The following is a 17414-nucleotide window of genomic DNA, read 5'->3' as shown; positions in this document are numbered from 1 at the left end:
TTATCTTTCCACTTCATCCACTGCCTTGGGAACTCCCGCAGTTAATACCTCATGTCCATCAGATGTAACTAACACATCATCCTCAATCCGAATACCAATGCCAATCCATCGAGGATCGGTCTCTGGTTGATCTTCTGCTAGTTTGGTATCAGGCACAATATATAATCCCGGTTCCACTGTCAAAATTTGGCCTGGTTGTAAAATCTGCGGTTTGTCTTCACCGTGCTGGTAAACTCCCACATCATGAACATCCAAACCTAACCAATGACTGGTGCGATGCATATAATATGGCTTATATTTCTCTTCTTCAATTAACTTATCAATTTCACCTTTGAGGATGCCAAGTTCAACTAAACCTTCCGTGATAACGCGCACTGCTGTATCATGAACTAATTTGAAGGCATTACCTGGTTTTACTTGAGCGATCGCTTGTTTTTGCGCCTCCAAAACAATCTCATACAGCGTCTTTTGTTCTGGCGTAAATTTACCACCCACAGGAAATGTCCGGGTAATATCGGAGTTGTAATAACCGTAGGCACAACCGGCATCAATTAGCAGTAATTCTCCATCCTGCATTTGACGATTATTTTCAATGTAATGGAGTACGCAAGCATTCACACCAGAGGCCACAATCGAAGGATAAGCTGGCCCCATTCCACCCCGCACTCGAAAAATGCGTTCCATCTCCGCCTGAATTTCGTACTCATAACGTCCGGGTGCAGCGATTTCTTGGGCGTAATTGTGTGCTTCGACTGCGATCGCAGCTGCTTGACGCATTAATTCCAACTCAGCTTCGCTTTTAATCAATCTCATGCTGTTGAGAACAGGGCCAGTATCTTCAATAGCGATCGGCCCTGTACCGCGCTTCGGATAAGTCCGCAGTAAACTTTGGTAATGTCTCAGGATTTGGTCATTAAAAGTGCGATCGCGTCCTAAGTGATAATAAATCCGGCTGGCTTTTTCCAAATACTGCGGCAACTTTTCATCTAACTCGCTAATGGGGTACGCTTCATCAGCACCATAAATTTCCTTAGCTGCATCTACCCCAGAAAGATAACCAGTCCATACTTCTTTTTCGCGATCCTTTGGTTGGACAAATAGCACAAACCGATGTTCTGAATGATGCGGCGCTAATACTGCTACTGCCTGTGGTTCATTAAAACCAGTCAAGTAGAAAAAATCACTGTCTTGGCGATAAACATACTCGACATCGTTGTGCATCACTGCCATTGGCGCACTGCGAAAAATGGCTGTCCCATCACCAATTTTTGCCATTAACTGCTCGCGACGCTGCCGATATTCTGCTTGCATAGCTGATGTATTTATGAAAGTATTGTGTTATTTTACACTTTTGGCAACCAGCAGATGCACAGATGATGCCTCTTAATAGTTGCTAATCTAAGTTATTCTAACCAATATTTGTTTCCACTCAAGCCATAAATTATTGGAGAATAATCAATTATCTCGAAAGACTCAGATTTTCTACATTTTAAATAACTCGAAAATCTTGTTGTTATCGAATGATTTAGGATATTCCTAAAATGAAATAATTTTTAAACGTTTATCATCTCGAATTAACTCAAACTACATCTTCTACTTGGCGGCATTGGAAAATACATCGGGAGCATCTCACTTTCGTAAAAATATATCTAGCCCTGGCGAATAAAATTCGCGGCTATACAGACAAAACCCACCTCCGTGGGTTTCCAATTTCTTGAGTCCGCGCAGGCGGACTTGGTTTGTGTAGCCGCGATTTCTAATCGCCAAGTATATTTGCAAAGGTGAGATGCTCCCAATACATCTAAGTACTAGCTAGCAAAAACTCTATAGCTTTTGATTTTTATTGGTTTAGATTAGATGGCTCAGATTTAGCTCTAGCTGGTAGTCAGGGTTATTTTTTATCTCAGCTTATTCACAAAATAAAAAATAGTGGGTATTCAGCCAATATTTGAGAAAGCGCCAAGAAAATAAAAGCAAGATTACACAAATTGATTAGGAATAATGTAGCGATCGCTTCTATCTTAACTAGGTAGGCATAATTACAATACGGTTCGGTTAAGGCAAGAGACGCGATAAATCGCCGTCTCTACAAAGGACTGATTATTGTAAAGACGGCGATTTATCGCGTCTTTGCGATTAGCGGCATGTCATCAAAAAACCTTATCCGAACCGTATTGGGTATAATTAAACATTAAATAAAGTTTGAGTTCGTAGTGAACGATTTATCGCTCCCTACAAGAATTAACAGGACTAAAGCGTTTACTAGAAACTTTAATTGATTTACGCCCAACTACTTACGATCCGATATTTGTAACTTTGTAAAAAATCCGGCTAGTGTAGATATTTTTATCTGACTGATTAACGGTTAAAGATACAAGTAGATTTTTGATACAACATTTAAATGTCAAAGAAAATAGATAATAAATCAAACTTTATATATGAATAATCATATACATAAAGCACAAAAAATATTTTGCAATTGCTTGTATAGAACTTGAAAAATTGATAATAATCATTTAAGCCAAAGATTTATCTTCAATAACTGACATTAATAAAGAAAACATAGTTATAAAAAAATACTAAAAAGCTGATAAATGTTATTTGGTTACAGAAAGAGATTGCCAAAAAAAGTTAAAAACATATGACAGCCAATAATAAAAATACACCATGCCTGAAAGTACAAATTCCTCACCCTTAGCTTTGAATACATCTCGATTAGCATCAGATTCTTTTGCAAAATCAGAAATCTTGACAACTTCTCTTAAGAGTTTAAATTATGATTTTGGGTTTGGAAAAAATAGTTCTTCACTAGCACTAGAAAGTGAACCTGTGACTGCGCCTGTTAAAACGTCAGCAAATCCCAATCCTAATCCTTACTTGACTAGTGCGGCGATTACTCCTGACTTTAACGGTGATGGCAAAACCGACAAAGTTTGGGTCAATTCTTCAACTGGTGAGATTATCATTCGGTTGATGGATGGAACAACAGTTGTCGAACAGGGTTCTTTGGGTCAATATGACCTATCCGCCTATGATTACAAAATTGCTGACTTCAATGCTGATGGCAAAACCGACTTCTTATTACGCAATAAGACAACCGGTGAGAATAGCGTTGTCTTGATGGATGGCACCAAAGTTGGTAGTGCGGCTGCTTTAAGTAGCGTCGATCCAGCCTGGAGTCCTCAGATTGGTGATTTCAATGGCGATCGCAAAACCGATATCTTCTGGCATAATACAACCACCGGTGAGAACGCTATTTGGGAGATGGATGGCACCACAGTTCTGAATGCAACTGTTTTAGACACTACAGACGCAGCGTTTACTCCTACCATTGTTGATTTCGACGGCAATGGCAAGAGTGACATCTTCTGGCGCAATCAGACAACAGGCGATAACGTCGCTTGGTTTATGGATGGTACGCAAAAGACTGACTTTGCTCTACAATCACAAGATGCCGCCTGGACTTCTAGCCTTGGTGATTTCAACGGCGACTTTAAGACAGACATTCTGTGGAGAAACGCTCAAACTGGTGAGAACAAGGTTTGGACGATGAATGGTATCTTAGTCACAGAAGGTGCTTTGGGTACACTTGACTCATCCTGGACTTCTAAAATTGGCGATTTCAATGGCGATGGCAAGACCGATATCTTCTGGCACAATGGCACAACTGGTGAGAACACTGCTTGGTTGATGGATGGTACAACAGTTGCAACTGAAGCTTTCTTACCAGCTAATAACGCGGCCTTGACACCATCCCTTGGCGATTTCAACGGCGATGGCAAGACTGATATCTACTGGCGCGATCAGACAGCAGGTACAGACAACATTTGGACTATAAATGAAACTACAGCAGTTGAGACTCCCATCAGCGACGCAGATAAGCTGACTGGAGAGTGGTATACGTTCTAAAAGCTGAAGTTAGAAGTTAGGAGTAGAGAGGCAATTAATCGCGTCTGTACAGGAATTAAGAGGTAGAAATCTTCCCTGCTTCCCCTACTCCTCTGCTTCTCAAAACTTGTAACTCAAAACCTGAATTTCCCCATTTTCCGGCAATTTACCAGGGCTAATGGAAATACTATCTCCGTTGCTACGCCGCACTGGCATACCTTGCATCAGGGTCAGAAAATTATCAAGTGGCGAAATATCGCACGTAGCGTTATCAGCGGCTTGTGTCCGGTAATGGGTCGGAATCACTATCTTGGGATTTAAGACTTGAACAGCCTGCTTTGCTTCCTCAGCATTGTAGGCTTTTGCACTGCCTCCCACTGGAATCAATGCCACATCGGGACGTCCCATCAGGATTTTTTGCTCAATGGAAATGGGTGCAGCGGCTCCCCCTAAATGTAAAATATTAATTCCGCCTTGCTTCCAACCCCAAGCAGCATTTGAGCCAAACTGCCTACCACCTTTGCGATCGTGGTCTATAGCAATTCCTTGGAACTTAATGCCTTTGAACTCATAAACTCCTGGTTCGTAGATCAGTTTTGCATTTCCCGGTAGTACGTCTACAGCACCTTCATCCAGCAATTGGCTGCTAATCAGCACCAAATCAGCTGCAACTTTTGGTGGACGATAGCCAGCAGTACAGCCGACAGCGCGAAATGGATTGACAAGAACTTTCGCACCGCCACCAGTAAAAAGAAAGCAAGTATGACCCAACCACTGAACTGATAAACCGCTAGATTGTGCGTCAGCTTGAGATTCAGAACCTAAGGTAGTAACCAAAGCTGTGACTAACCCCGCCCCAGCATAGCCCATCAACTGTCGTCGTTTCATTAATTACGCTCTTGACTGTAACTGTTCCAAAAAATTTCGCAATAACTGTTTTCCTGAAGATGTCAGGACACTCTCTGGGTGAAACTGGACGCCCTGAATGTGAGGATAGTTCCGGTGTCGCACTCCCATAATGGTGTTATCTTCAACCCAAGCGGTGATTTCTAACACATCTGGGCAAGTCTCACGTTCGATTACCAAACTATGATACCTGGTGGCGGTTAGAGGATTTTCTAATCCCCGGAAAACCCCCACTCCAGTGTGAGATACCTGAGAGGTTTTGCCATGCATCAACTCTGGAGCAGGAATTATTTTACCACCGAATACTTGACCAATGCTTTGATGCCCCAAACAGACACCCAAAATTGGCAACTCTTGACCTAGCTGTTCAATCAACTCTAGGGAAATGCCGGCATCTTCCGGACGACCTGGGCCAGGAGAAATAACCACGGCTTCCGGCTTTAACACCCGAATCTCATCTATGGATATCTTGTCGTTACGAAAAACTTTAATATCATCTGCCACTGGGAACTCTGCTGCCAATTCTCCCAGATACTGCACTAAGTTATATGTAAAACTGTCGTAATTATCGATAACTATAATCAAAGCTCATCACTCCTGGTTTTTACCACTCATCAGTTGCAAAAAGCATAGACAAATATCTCATGCTATTTGTTCGCTAGGTGTAAAAATAACGCTGACGCTGACACGTAAATATAAAGCGGCTACTCTACAACCAGCCACATCCTAAGATTACCAAGTAACCCTTTAGCCAGGACGCTTGGCACGTTGGCGTAGCCCGTCGTAGACATCGCATTACTTAAATTTTGAATTGCTTATAATGTGTTCTCCAAAGGAGATCGGACAGAGTGCGATCCTCTTACCGAGCCGTTTGGTGATGCCTGCGGCGGTCACGTAGCTCTGCCGTACCACTTCGTGGAAGCAAGCTACGCCCAGCGTCTCGTTGAGAAGTGGGGGCTATGCCTACGCAAGTCACCTCTACAAAGCCGATATAATTAACCTTACCAGAGGAGGGAGCAATAGCGTACCAGCTACCAGCACCGCTACCAAAGCAGAGATAAGAACTGCACCAGCCGCACAATCTTTAGCAATTTTTGCCAAATCATGGTATGTCTGCTTAACGGTTAAGTCCACAAGGGACTCGATCGCAGTATTCAGTAACTCTAATGCCAAAACTAAACCACTAGTTATACCAATTACCGCTATTTCTACCGCTTGCAGATGCAAAAAAACGCTTAAAGCGATCGCTAAAGCGCAAACACTTACGTGGATGCGAAAATTACGTTGAGTTTGAAAACTATAGCTGATTCCAGCCCAGGCATATTTAAAACTAACAAATAAATTAGAGGCTACTTTCCAGGAGAATTCCCGTTCGTTAGACACCAGTGTTTGTAACGAGGTGGGTGTTGGTGATGGAGAAATTTTTTGGGACATAGACTTAAAAACAGAAGAACAGAGTTGCTACAGTGGGAATATTCGCCGATCTTAATGGCAGAGTTAACTTTGAGGCAATCTTTAAGCAATTTTCCACAGAAGTATTATAAAAGTATTACCCAAAATTAACACTAAGGAATACACGAACTACTGCTATTACATGTCAATAGCAATACCTATTGAGTTAAGCAATCTTACTTGCTGTTCTAACATTCGCCCCAAACTTTCTTCGTCAGGATGATCCCAGCCCAACAGGTGCAATAAACCGTGTGCAGCTAACCAGGTTAGCTCAGTTGGTAAGCTATGCTCCTGCTGTTGAGCTTGACGCTGTGCTGTCTCTACAGACACAATAATATCGCCTAAGTATAATGGGGCAGAGGCAAGCATTTCTTTGCTTTGAGGAAAATCAACTTCTAAAGCAGCGAAAGCTAGAACGTCTGTGGGCTTATTTTGTTGACGATACTGAGCATTCAGTTCTTGAATTTGCAAGTCATCTGTCAAACGCAGCCCGATTTCATAACTTGGCGCTGGTGGAATATCAGGGTGAAGTAGTTCCAACCAGCTATTAAAGGAATTTTCCCAAGTTTCAGGAGTAATTCGGGCATAAGTGTCCCCAATCTTTACAGATGTTGTCGGGGACAACTCGTAAAAATAATCCTCCACATATAGTTCAACTCTCAGGGGCACACAGTCTCCTTGTCTGAGGTTTACAATTCGTCGTTAGTGAGTTAGATAAGCAAGACCAACAAGGAGAGCTAAAAGCCCTACGGCAGTCAACGCAAAATGCTTCAGGGAAGTTCCACCCTTCCGCACCATGTTTCGCATGGCCAGTTTTACGTAGCTAGGTTGAGGTTCTGTTGAAGGAGAGTTGCTCATAGTTATTTGTCCACAGACTCTTTTATAACTGTAACAGTTGGTCTGGGATAGAATTGCGATCGCCTGTATATTGCTAAGGAATTTATCGTGGGTGCTATGCCGATGTCTACGATGGGCTACGCCAAAGCGCTAAGGGACTTCCAAATTAAAATAAATATCCCATCGCTTTTAGGGCAGGGGGCAGGGGGCAGGGGGAAGAAAAGTGGTTTTGATTCCAAAAATTGGATAATTTATTTTTTGGAGTTCCCTAACTCTCAAATACCAGAAAATAAATCATAGGTACTAAATAATAGTAAAAAAATTACTTAGTACCGATGACTAATCCCCAATTATTATGCTGGAGTGTTTTCTACTAGTTTATTTTCTTGGCGCAGATAAGCTTGGATAAATGTATCAATTTCGCCATTCATCACATCGCCAATCGCTGTTGTTTCGGTATTAGTACGCAAATCTTTTACCATTTGGTAAGGATGAAACACATAATTACGGATTTGGTTTCCCCAGGAGGCTTCTACCATATCACCACGAATTTCGGCAATTTCTTGGGCACGTTGCTCCTTAGCTATGACCAACAGCTTTGCCTTGAGGCGATTTAGGGCTTTCTCTTTATTTTGCAACTGCGATCGCTCCTCTGTACAGCGCACGGCAAGACCAGTAGGAATGTGAACAATCCGCACAGCAGTTTCTACTTTGTTGACATTTTGCCCACCTTTACCACCAGAGCGAGTTGTGGTGATATCCAAATCTTTATCTGGAATATCCAATTGCACAGAGTTATCAATCTGCGGCATCACTTCTACCCCTGCAAAACTGGTTTGTCGTTTGCCGTTGGCATTAAAAGGTGAAATCCGCACTAAGCGATGTGTACCCATTTCCGATCGCAAGTAACCATAAGCATAGCGACCAGTAATTTCTAGGGTTGCCGATTTAATTCCGGCTTCATCACCCTCCGACTCTTCAGCTAAAGTTACCTTATAGCCGTGAGCTTCGCCCCAACGGGTGTACATCCGCATCAGCATAAATGCCCAGTCTTGAGCATCTGTGCCACCAGCACCAGCACTAATCGTCAGTACAGCACCTTCCGCATCATAGGGGCCGGAAAGTAACTGTTGTAACTCCCACTGATCCAGGTCACGATTCAGTTTAGTGATGGTAGATTCTGCTTCTTGGAGTAGTGCCTCATCGGTTTCTAACTCCAACAACTCAACAACTGCCTTAGTATCTTCGAGATTGGCGTGCCAGCGATCGTATTGCTGGAGGTGGGCTTTCAGGTCGTTGAGTTCTTGCAGAGTTTGTTGGGCTTGGGTTTGGTTATCCCAAAATTCTGGCTGTGCTGATATTTTTTCGAGGTCTTGAATTTTGGCTGTCAGTGCAGGTACGTCAAAGATAGTCCTGGGTTTTACCCAGGCGGCCAGACAACGTTTCGATTTCGCGTTTGAGTTCTAGAACTTCCATAGTGCTTGCTGTAATGATAGATAGAGCGCTTTGGATTGGAAAATTGCTCTTTATTCTACTTATGTTTCTTGATTTTAGCTGTAGTTGGGCAAATTTTTTCTGCACTACTTGTATAAATTACAAAATTTACTTGAAATTATCAAGCGCTTCTTTACCCACTGAAGTAGCGTGATTTAACTGTTGCAGATAGGCTTTGATAAACAAATCAATTTTACCGTCTAATACCTCTGTCGCAGCAGGTGTTTCTACATTAGTACGTAAATCTTTCACCTTGGTGTAAGGATGCAAGATATATTCACGGATGAGCTTGTTGGATAGAGTTTTTATCTGTCGGGGTTGAATTTCATCAAGCTGGACATTTTGGGCTAGTGCGATCGCAAACAGTTTACTCTTAAGAATCGCTAAGGCTTTCTCTTTATTTTGCATCTGACTGCGCCCTAGGTCGCAAAATACACTAATCCCAGTAGGAATGTGAAACACCCGCACCCATGTTTCTGTCTGGTTGACATTGCCCTGATAGCGTCGCAAAGTAATTTCCAAATCCTTCTCTGGAATCTCCCACTCAACAGACTCAGCCAATATTGGGATAACTTCCACACTAGCTAAACTCGTCCGCAAGCTGTTAGTAACATCCAAGGGGGATATTTGCTGTAATTGATGTGTGCCTGTTTCTGATTTAAGGTAGCCGTATGCATAACGACCGATTATTTCCAACGAGGCAAATTTAATCCCAGCGAAATCTCCGCAAGATTCTTCCACTAACAGGATTTTGTAACCGTGGCTTTCTCCCCATTTAAAGTACATCCCTAGCAGCATATATGCCCAATATTCAGCATCTGCACCACCAACCCCAGCAGTAATAGTGAGAAATGCACTTTTTTGGTCGTAGGGGTTGGACAATAATTGTTGTATTTCTATTGTTTCGAGTTCTTGCTGGAGTTGGGTAAGGTTGGTTTGTGCCTCTTGCAACAATTCCTCATCAGCAGATAATTCTAGTAGTTCTAGTGCAGCCTTGATATCTTCTAGAATCAAGTGCGATCGCTGATATTGTTTCTTTTTAGCGTTGAGTGAATCAATTTCTTGAAGTGTCTGACGGGAAGTGACGGAATTATGCCAGAAAGTAGGTTGAGAAACTAATTGATTCAAGTTCTCAATTCTTGCACTCAGTTCTCGAACGTCAAAGACAGCCTTCAGCCTTAGCCAAGATATTTGATAACCTTTCTACTTCGCGTTTGATGTTCAAGAGTTCCAACATGGTTTTAACTCACTTGAAGCTGATAACTTTCATCTATATATCCTATATTAAAACGATGAAAAAACCGTGGTTGCTGAAAAATGTACCACGGTTTTACTTTATAAAACTTTACCTTTGTTATTGTCTATGGACAATTAATCGCGGCCATTGATAGCAATTAGCAAGCGCAGGATAAAGACGAACAAGTTGATGTAAGTGAGATACATCGACAAAGCAGCAGGCAGATATTGGTCATCGCTGTAAGTGCGGGGCAAGATGTAGAAATCAACAACAGAAACCCCAACAAACAGGAATACTCCTAAACCGGAGATGGCGATTTCTAGCCAATTTGGCGTGTAAACACCAAACATGGCAAAGGCGAACTGGGCAAGGCACACAACTACCAAGGCGATAACGCCAAGATTGATGGTTTTTGTCAAAGCCATCCCATCTTGTTCAGAGAGATTTGAACCAATTTGACGGGCAGCAATAAAAGTAACGCCACAACCAAGGGCAGCTAAACCAATGCCTTGAATGCCAACACCTTGGGATCTCAAAGCGACATACACCAAGCCACTGAGGGTATATCCAGACAAGAGGCTGTAGGTTGCCAACAGAGGTAGTGCAAGACCCTTATTACCTTTTTGGGCAACATTTTGGGCAACAAAGAACAAAATTAACTCCACAATCACCGCACCAATGAAGGTGGGAAAGAATATTGCGGGGTTAGTACGGATAACTCCCAAACCGCCGTAGGCTCCTAATGCGGTTAGCACCAAACCACCACCGACGTAGGGGAGGGCGTTGGCAATCACGTTTGGGCCAACGAGGGCGTGAGATTTAGCCTCACGGATAGCTTCACGAAAATTACTGGTATTGCTCATATTGAAAAACTGTTTTTTAGGAAAACGTTCTGCTTATTCCTATTGTTACCAATCTTTGCGGTTAACAGCCAAGGATTTAATCAAGACATGCTTCAATAGCTCGATCAAAACTAGCCAAATCCTGTGGACTGACACCACCAAAGCAGAGTGGTTTACCTAATTTAGAAGTTTAGGCGATCGCAACCTCTTGCTGAATGGCACATAATCTCGACCATTTATTTACTGATAATCTGGTGTGGAAAAGCGCGATCGGCATCTTCTAGCTGATTTCCCCGACAGCATTCCAGTACATCTTTCAGTACTGACTCTTGTATCTGCGCCACCACATCATTACCTGAAACTTGCCATTCTCTAGCAAAATCGGAAACTACTCCGCCTTCTATAACGCTGACATCTGGTGTAAAGATATTTAATCTCTTGGGCTGGTTTCCAGAAAGTAATTGATGTTTCCCGCCCAATCAAAAATTTGTGCTAGGTTCTCTGGCGCTTGTTCTCCCCCTTCTAAAAAAGTTAAGTACATACGGGACATGCCAATGCGAGGGGCTTCTGGTACTTTTCTAGCTCAAGTTTTTCCCGGTGCATCACGCTAGTACAGCACGGCAGAAGTAAACCACCCATTTCAAATGAATGAAACGCTTACGCTGTATTCATTTTTAATTTTTAATTTTTAATTTTTAATTCCGCCTTGCGGTACTAGTAGCCAGATACCGCAGAGTGTCCGTCACAGATATATAGAGAAAGTACTTCTAGTTCAGATGTGAGGAGGCGAAGACTGCGGGTGCTGCGATCGTCCCATTCCACATCAATAAACTGTTTCTATCTTTCCACTAAGTTTCAAAAGTTTTTATTTTAGCAATATTCAATGGAAATGTCCGTCAATACCCAATTAAGTACAAATCCTCATAAAAATAAGTTGGAATTTTATTTTTTGTAGCTTGGGTTTTATTCCTCAACCTAACTTTCAATTTGGATTTTCGAGCTTTATTAGTGGCTGTGCGTACTATATAGATAAAATTCCCCCGGCTCTTTTGCGATTAATTCAGTGCCGATCCACGTTGCGCTCAGTATGACAGATGGCTATTAGGTTAGTAATGCATTTTTCAGCATAAATAGCTAGTTTTTGTTGCAAAAGCTAAAGATTATGTGCCATTCAAGAGCTATCTAAAAAACAAAAATAACCTGCAACAGCGAGGTTAGCAAAATCATGCGTACAAATACTGAAATGTGGAGTTCGACCCCTCACAAGTTCAGTGGAACGACGATGGCTTATTCAGCCCTAAGTAAGGAAAATAATGACAGCTTAAAAGAAAATATACGCAACTCCATTTTCCCAGAAATAGGAGTTACAACAAAGGAATGTATATGGCAACAAGTGAGTCCTCTTTACGAACTGATGGTATAGAATTATTACACTTGTACCACCAGAATCCTTCTATTAAACTTCGTAATAAACTTGTACAGTTACATACTGGCTTAGTGCGGAAGATGGCTCATAAATTTAGCCATCAATGTAATGAACCTTATGAAGATTTAGAACAAATCGGTTATTTTGGTTTGATTAGGGCGATTGAGCGTTTTGACCCTAGCCAAGGATATGCTTTCAGTTCCTTTGCTGTGCCATACATTCGCGGTGAGATGCTGCACTTTTTGCGCGATCGCAGTACTCTATTAAAGATTCCCCGCCGTTGGCAAGAATTATACAATGAAGGGCAAAAGATTCGCAAGGACTTGGCAATGTCTTTAGGCCGCCAGCCCAAGGATGCTGAAATTGCCAGCCAACTTCGGGTATCTTTGCAAGAATGGCAAGAAACCAAGTTAGCTGCTCAAAACCGGATGCCTTTGAGTTTAGATGCAACCGCAGTTAACTATGTTGATTGCCAAATAACCTTGGGTGAGGCACTTCCTTGTCCTCGTTCTCATGTGCTTCTGCAACAAGAAGAAGAACGGCAACAACTCCAAGGCGCGATAAATATGTTAGAAGAAAAGCCCCGGATGGCAGTTGAAATGGTATTCTTGAAAGAACTTTCTCGTAAGGATGCTGCTAAAAATATTGGCACTAGTCCAATGACAGTAACGCGCTATCTGCAAAAGGGAATCCAAGATTTGATTTGCTATTTGCAACCACAGGTAATGCCAACTGGATCGTAGTCGTGCTAAGTCAAGAATCCAATGACTAATGACCAATGACCAATGACAAATGACTAATTATCGAGATTTTAAATCAGCGATCGCACCTTTGGTCATAGCAGCAATAGCTTGATCTGTGGCTTTCGGCAAATGATAATATTTACCGCCTGCTGTTTGCGATAATTCCTTGGCAAAGCCAGTAGACACAAATTTACTTTCCGTATCAATTACTAATAGTTGCATCCCTAAAGCCCGGATTCTGGCAGCAATTTCTAATAGTTCTCCTTTGATATCTGGCTTTTCTCCTGGTTCTAGCTGTTCACCCAAAGAACGCGCTAAGGGAATATTACCCCGTCCATCGGTGATTGCTACAAGGACAACTTGCCCAATATCTCCACTCATCTGAGCATTTAAACCAACGCGCACAGCTTGAGTTAAACCATGCGCTAAGGGCGAACCCCCACCACAGGGCAACCTTTCCAAACGGTTACGCGCCAAAGCAATAGAACGTGTTGGAGGCAATAATACCTCTGCCTGTTCTCCCCGGAAGGGAATCAATGCTATTTGGTCGCGGTTTTGATAAGCTTCTGTCAATAGTTGCATCACCGCACCTTTAGCCGATTGCATTCGGTTCAGGGCCATTGAGCCAGAAGCATCTACCACAAACACTACCAACGCCCCCGCTTTGCGTACCAGGCGTTTCGAGCGAATATCAGCCTGTTCGACAATAACTTTTCTATCTGGGTGTCTTTCTCTTCGTGATTTTTGATAAGGAGCTGCTGCTCTCAGCGTGGCATCTACTGCAATGCGTCGCGCTTTCCCTTTGGGCAACATCGGCTTAATGTAGCGTCCCCTGTCATCGGAAAAGATGACACTGCGACTACCAGATTTACCTTGCCGCTTCGCCATTTGAGTAAAATACAGCACGTTGTCATCAAGGATTACCCCTTCTGGATCGAATATAAATTCTTCCGGGATGCTGGGGGGTTCTTGCTCTTGATTTTCTTCCTGTTCTTCTTGTTCTTCTTGTTCCTCTTCTGATTCGTCCTGGGGTTCTTCTTGATTCTGTTGCGGAGGTGGTGGCGGAGGTGGTGGTGATTGTTCGGGTGGCGGTGTCTGCACAACTGTGGCGCGTGGTACGATTACCAATTCCACAGCCCGGCGCAAATCTTCGGCATTAACTGTTGTTCGTCCCTCTAAAGCCGCCGCAGCTTTGGCAACCCGCGCGGCAAATAACTCGGCGCGATGTCCCTGAACTCCTCCGCGAATGGCCTCATCGACTAAGTAGGCAATTTGTTCGTGGGTGATGATGACTTCTTTCAACCATTCCCGTGCCAAAATAATTTGGGTTTTCAGGGAGTCTAAATCTTCGTTGTACTGTTTGAGAAAGTCTTGGGGAGATTTAGAATAAGCGATCGCTTGCTCTACTGCTTCTACTCTTTGATCTAAGCCGAGTACACCGTCAGCAGAAAGTGCGATCGCAATTCTATCTAGCAAATGCTCCCGTAATCCGCCTTCTTCTGGATTGTAGGTGGCAATAAATAGGGATTTGCACGGATGCTGAAAACTAATCCCTTCCCGTTCAATTTGGTTACGTCCCTCAGATAATACTGTTAGAAGCTGATTTGATATTTGATCGTCTAATAAATTAATTTCATCTACGTACAGCACGCCTCGGTTTGCTGTAGCGAGTAATCCAGGCTGAAAAATGGTATCGCCTTGTTTTACGGACTTTTCAACATCTACTGAACCTAATAGTCGGTCTTCAGTGATACCTAGAGGAATTTGCAAAAAAGGCGCGGGGATAATTTCGACGGGTACATCTTGAATATCTTTGTCTGCGTACTCCGCCAACAGTTGATCGTCCCATTCTTCTGGGTGGTTGGGGTCGCAATTACTGATTGAGCCTTTGACAACTTCAATCGGCGGTAGTAAAGCGTGGATAGCACGAGCCATTACAGATTTTGCCGTACCGCGACGACCTGCGATCGCTACTCCTCCCAAACCAGGATCGACTGCGGCTAACAGCAAGGCTAATTTAATTGCTTCTTGACCGACTACAGCTGTCAAGGGAAAGGCAGTGATGGTGGGGTTGATAGTAGGCGCAGGCATTGTTTGCTTTTATAGCGAGTCTCGGCCTTTAGCATACCAATTTCTGGCACATTTAGAATAGGGATTATGGCAATGAGAGAAAGGTAAGGTTATGAGTATTGCTCAGGTTAAACGCTTCACACCAGATGAAGAATACCACAGGCTTGGTCAGGTAATAAAATTTCCTTGTTTTCCTGATTTCTCTATTGATTTAGCTAAAATGTTTCCGCCAAAGCTGAATTTTTAAAATTTGTTATAGGATTCAGTCATCAGACAAAGGAGTAAGTTTTATGGCTTATAGTGATTTTAAACTTATTGAAGTTATTGATTCTTTTGGGTTAGTTATCCACGAATCATCTGGACTATTCGCAAATGTGCAGGAGCAAGAATCTAGCGATTTATTATCTACTATTCTTAGGGAAAATGTTGATTTAGCAGTAGCGATAAGTTCGGAAAAGGCTCGTAGTGAAATGATAATAAGTCCAATTCTGTTAGAGATTAGACGCAAATTTAATTATGAAATAAGCTTTTTTTCTGGAGTTGATTTTACTGTTGATAGCCAGCGAGGACTTAATGGCTTTTGTGATTTTATTTTGAGTCTTTCTTCGGAACAGTTGCTTGTCCGCAGCCCGGTGATTGTGTTAGTAGAAAGTAAAAATGAAAATTTAAGGTCTGGTTTAGCACAATGTATTGCCGAAATGGTAGCGGCTCAGTTATTTAACGAGAGAGGTGGAAATCAAATCAAAGCTATATATGGTGCTGTTACTATCGGTACTATCTGGCAATTTCTCAAGCTTGAAGGCAATGTAGTTTCGATTGATTTGAGTGAATACTATATTAAGGATATTAAGAAAATTTTAGGTATTTTGTATGGTGCGATCGCGCAAAATAAGCCGTAAATTATTTATGAGCTAAAATATTTTTGAAAAAACACTATAGAGCATTTTTTAAGTTCATGGATATGGGTGAGCGCTTTGATGAAATCTTCATAAATAACTATATTGACATCCAGGAGCAGCTATGCCAATGTATATTTAAGACAGCAAAGTAACCGCACTCTAAAGCGTAAGTTTTTGGTGGTTGTCTCAGCAGCAGAATTCCTAGTTTCCTGCCGAGCTTCGTGTCATCCCTTCGGCTGAGTATTCAGTCCGATCTCAAGTCAACTGATTGACTAGACTTTCAACGGGAAGATGAGATGTTTGGATAAATATTCAGGGGAGGGGATGACGAGAAACTTGGTAGGAAGCCAGGAGTTCTGCGGCTGAGACTTGAACCAAAGAAAGCGTAAATAACGAATTTTGTGTATGGAAAGATTAATTTTTGATTAATTCTCTCCACAGAAATTCGTTACCCGTAGATGCCTAATATTCCAATGCTGTTCCAAACAATAAGCGAAATGGAACATCGACAAAATGAATCCCAAACAAAAACGTAATAAGAAGCAGGAACTCATTGATTTTTATGGTTCTTACTGTTGGTGGTGTCGTCAAAATAGCTCACAGAAAAATCTGACATTTGATCACCTTTTACCTAAGAGTCGTGGTGGTTCTAATTCTTTTGAAAACTTACGACTTTCTTGCTTTACATGTAACAATTCTCGTGGGAACAGTCTCTATCCGCCTCTCCGGATCAAGAATAACTATTTCTAGCTAGCATCTGAATTTTATTAGGCTCTTATTTTCTTAGGTGGGCATCTTGTCCGCCTTTTCCATTCAATTAACTACCAAAAAGAGTAAAAAGCAAAATGCACAAACTTTTAATATTTCATAATGAAAAACTTCTGCGACAAGCACTTACCCACCGCTCTTACGTCCATGAAAACCCTGGAGAAGGCGAACATAATGAACGCCTAGAATTCCTCGGTGATGCTTTGCTGAATTTCTTAAGTGGCGAGTATCTATATAGTTGTCATCCAGAAATGGGGGAAGATGAATTAACCCGGCGGCGTTCGGCGCTGGTAGATGAGAAGCAATTGGCAAAATTCGCTGAGGAGGTAGGTTTAGACTTTAGGATGCGGTTAGGAAAAGGCGCAATTCGAGACGGAGGCTACCAAAATCCTAATTTGCTCAGTAGCACCTTTGAAGCAGTTCTTGGTGCTTACTATTTAGATAATGATTCCAATATTGAAGCAGTTCGCGACATTATAGAACCACTATTTGATTCTGTAGATCCTAAGCATATAATTCTATCTCGTTCTAATGTAGACTCAAAAAATCGCTTTCAAGAATGGGTGCAACGCAACGTTACTCCAACTCCTCCCAAATATTTCACAGAACAAATAGGAGGCCCTTCTCATGCGCCAGAATTCATAGCAAAAGTACTGGTAGATGGAAAAATTTACGGAGAAGGTAAAGGGCGGAATAAAAAAGATGCAGAGAAAGCTGCTGCTGAGGATGCGCTAGCTAAGTTGAAAAAACAAGGTTTATTGTAGATTTGTCTGCGTTTTAGTTTTCATATGGTTCCCTCAGACAACCTCCTATAATCAAAAGTACAAACCATCAGCAAGTTACCCTACTTGC

General features: G+C 42.2%; 17 protein-coding genes. 6 read left to right on the top strand and 11 right to left on the bottom strand.

Annotation, left to right across the window (positions count from 1 at the left end):
• Nucleotides 1-1311: an aminopeptidase P N-terminal domain-containing protein gene (locus V7L01_RS04755; protein WP_335032401.1), complete on the bottom strand. Its 1311-nt coding sequence runs from the start codon at nucleotides 1309-1311 to the stop codon at nucleotides 1-3.
• 1356 nt (nucleotides 1312-2667) lie between these two features.
• Between V7L01_RS04755 and V7L01_RS04750 the strand changes: the two genes are divergently transcribed.
• Entirely contained in the window at nucleotides 2668-3909 is a 1242-nt protein-coding gene (locus tag V7L01_RS04750) for an FG-GAP repeat domain-containing protein (RefSeq protein WP_335032399.1), read from the top strand.
• Between the two features lie 99 nt (nucleotides 3910-4008).
• On the opposite strand, the gene V7L01_RS04745 is transcribed toward V7L01_RS04750, so the two are convergent.
• The 9 genes from V7L01_RS04745 to V7L01_RS04705 form a co-directional block, all read right to left on the bottom strand.
• Nucleotides 4009-4776: an MBL fold metallo-hydrolase gene (locus tag V7L01_RS04745; protein ID WP_335032397.1), complete on the bottom strand. Its 768-nt coding sequence runs from the start codon at nucleotides 4774-4776 to the stop codon at nucleotides 4009-4011.
• 3 nt (nucleotides 4777-4779) lie between these two features.
• Nucleotides 4780-5379, bottom strand: coding sequence for an anthranilate synthase component II (locus V7L01_RS04740; protein ID WP_335032395.1), 600 nt, complete (start codon nucleotides 5377-5379; stop codon nucleotides 4780-4782).
• Nucleotides 5380-5772: 393 nt separating this feature from the next.
• The gene (locus V7L01_RS04735) at nucleotides 5773-6228 is read right to left on the bottom strand and encodes a diacylglycerol kinase family protein (protein WP_335032394.1); all 456 of its coding nucleotides are present in this window, start codon (nucleotides 6226-6228) and stop codon (nucleotides 5773-5775) included.
• A gap of 156 nt (nucleotides 6229-6384) precedes the next feature.
• On the bottom strand, nucleotides 6385-6909 hold the full coding sequence (ybeY, locus tag V7L01_RS04730; RefSeq protein ID WP_335033154.1) for an rRNA maturation RNase YbeY: 525 nt from the start codon (nucleotides 6907-6909) through the stop codon (nucleotides 6385-6387).
• 39 nt (nucleotides 6910-6948) lie between these two features.
• Nucleotides 6949-7104 carry a DUF3285 domain-containing protein gene (locus V7L01_RS04725; RefSeq protein WP_104904774.1) on the bottom strand — a complete coding sequence of 52 codons (156 nt, stop codon included), beginning with the start codon at nucleotides 7102-7104 and terminating at the stop codon, nucleotides 6949-6951.
• Nucleotides 7105-7436: 332 nt separating this feature from the next.
• A protein-coding gene (gene prfB, locus V7L01_RS04720) for a peptide chain release factor 2 (protein WP_335032393.1) occupies nucleotides 7437-8559 on the bottom strand; the annotation gives its coding sequence in 2 pieces (ribosomal slippage) (nucleotides 7437-8486 and nucleotides 8488-8559; 1122 coding nt in all).
• Nucleotides 8560-8685: 126 nt separating this feature from the next.
• Nucleotides 8686-9811, bottom strand: a protein-coding gene (locus V7L01_RS04715; RefSeq protein WP_335033152.1) for a PCRF domain-containing protein whose coding sequence is annotated in 2 segments (ribosomal slippage) — nucleotides 8686-9738 and nucleotides 9740-9811 — 1125 coding nt in all. Because the reading frame shifts where the segments join, the coding sequence is not laid out codon by codon here.
• Between the two features lie 137 nt (nucleotides 9812-9948).
• Nucleotides 9949-10677 (bottom strand): Bax inhibitor-1/YccA family protein, encoded by a 729-nt coding sequence (locus V7L01_RS04710; protein WP_335032391.1) that lies wholly within the window; start codon nucleotides 10675-10677, stop codon nucleotides 9949-9951.
• A 215-nt stretch (nucleotides 10678-10892) separates the two neighbouring features.
• On the bottom strand, nucleotides 10893-11135 hold the full coding sequence (locus V7L01_RS04705) for a hypothetical protein (protein ID WP_335032389.1): 243 nt from the start codon (nucleotides 11133-11135) through the stop codon (nucleotides 10893-10895).
• A gap of 904 nt (nucleotides 11136-12039) precedes the next feature.
• On the opposite strand from V7L01_RS04705, the gene V7L01_RS04700 reads away from it, so the two are divergent.
• Nucleotides 12040-12825, top strand: a complete 786-nt coding sequence (locus V7L01_RS04700) for an RNA polymerase sigma factor SigF (RefSeq protein WP_322718266.1) — start codon at nucleotides 12040-12042, stop codon at nucleotides 12823-12825.
• A 57-nt stretch (nucleotides 12826-12882) separates the two neighbouring features.
• Here V7L01_RS04700 and bchD read toward each other — a convergent pair whose 3' ends face one another.
• The gene (gene bchD, locus V7L01_RS04695) at nucleotides 12883-14916 is read right to left on the bottom strand and encodes a magnesium chelatase ATPase subunit D (protein WP_335032387.1); all 2034 of its coding nucleotides are present in this window, start codon (nucleotides 14914-14916) and stop codon (nucleotides 12883-12885) included.
• Between the two features lie 91 nt (nucleotides 14917-15007).
• On the opposite strand from bchD, the gene V7L01_RS04690 reads away from it, so the two are divergent.
• The 4 genes from V7L01_RS04690 to rnc all read left to right on the top strand — a co-directional run bounded on the left by V7L01_RS04690 (nucleotide 15008) and on the right by rnc (nucleotide 17326).
• Nucleotides 15008-15142, top strand: coding sequence for a hypothetical protein (locus tag V7L01_RS04690; RefSeq protein ID WP_335032386.1), 135 nt, complete (start codon nucleotides 15008-15010; stop codon nucleotides 15140-15142).
• 43 nt (nucleotides 15143-15185) lie between these two features.
• Nucleotides 15186-15794 (top strand): hypothetical protein, encoded by a 609-nt coding sequence (locus V7L01_RS04685; protein ID WP_335032384.1) that lies wholly within the window; start codon nucleotides 15186-15188, stop codon nucleotides 15792-15794.
• 513 nt (nucleotides 15795-16307) lie between these two features.
• Nucleotides 16308-16544, top strand: a complete 237-nt coding sequence (locus V7L01_RS35325) for an HNH endonuclease (RefSeq protein ID WP_442936936.1) — start codon at nucleotides 16308-16310, stop codon at nucleotides 16542-16544.
• A gap of 95 nt (nucleotides 16545-16639) precedes the next feature.
• Nucleotides 16640-17326 carry a ribonuclease III gene (rnc, locus tag V7L01_RS04680; protein ID WP_335032382.1) on the top strand — a complete coding sequence of 229 codons (687 nt, stop codon included), beginning with the start codon at nucleotides 16640-16642 and terminating at the stop codon, nucleotides 17324-17326.
• Nucleotides 17327-17414: the final 88 nt, after the last annotated feature.

It is taken from the genome of Nostoc sp., assembly GCF_036917095.1.
GTDB lineage: Bacteria > Cyanobacteriota > Cyanobacteriia > Cyanobacteriales > Nostocaceae > Nostoc.
Note: the sequence above shows the minus strand (reverse complement) of the source record. Positions and strands in the feature narration are given on the sequence as shown.

What these genes read in the sequence shown, in the direction of transcription:
- V7L01_RS04725 (WP_104904774.1), bottom strand. Translation starts at nt 7,104, where the DNA reads ATGAGCAACTCTCCTTCAACAGAACCTCAACCTAGCTACGTAAAACTG.
- V7L01_RS04735 (WP_335032394.1), bottom strand. Translation starts at nt 6,228, where the DNA reads ATGTCCCAAAAAATTTCTCCATCACCAACACCCACCTCGTTACAAACA.
- V7L01_RS04755 (WP_335032401.1), bottom strand. Translation starts at nt 1,311, where the DNA reads ATGCAAGCAGAATATCGGCAGCGTCGCGAGCAGTTAATGGCAAAAATT.
- V7L01_RS04710 (WP_335032391.1), bottom strand. Translation starts at nt 10,677, where the DNA reads ATGAGCAATACCAGTAATTTTCGTGAAGCTATCCGTGAGGCTAAATCT.
- V7L01_RS04700 (WP_322718266.1), top strand. Translation starts at nt 12,040, where the DNA reads ATGGCAACAAGTGAGTCCTCTTTACGAACTGATGGTATAGAATTATTA.
- V7L01_RS04685 (WP_335032384.1), top strand. Translation starts at nt 15,186, where the DNA reads ATGGCTTATAGTGATTTTAAACTTATTGAAGTTATTGATTCTTTTGGG.
- V7L01_RS04690 (WP_335032386.1), top strand. Translation starts at nt 15,008, where the DNA reads ATGAGTATTGCTCAGGTTAAACGCTTCACACCAGATGAAGAATACCAC.
- V7L01_RS04745 (WP_335032397.1), bottom strand. Translation starts at nt 4,776, where the DNA reads ATGAAACGACGACAGTTGATGGGCTATGCTGGGGCGGGGTTAGTCACA.
- V7L01_RS04750 (WP_335032399.1), top strand. Translation starts at nt 2,668, where the DNA reads ATGCCTGAAAGTACAAATTCCTCACCCTTAGCTTTGAATACATCTCGA.
- bchD (WP_335032387.1), bottom strand. Translation starts at nt 14,916, where the DNA reads ATGCCTGCGCCTACTATCAACCCCACCATCACTGCCTTTCCCTTGACA.
- rnc (WP_335032382.1), top strand. Translation starts at nt 16,640, where the DNA reads ATGCACAAACTTTTAATATTTCATAATGAAAAACTTCTGCGACAAGCA.
- V7L01_RS35325 (WP_442936936.1), top strand. Translation starts at nt 16,308, where the DNA reads ATGAATCCCAAACAAAAACGTAATAAGAAGCAGGAACTCATTGATTTT.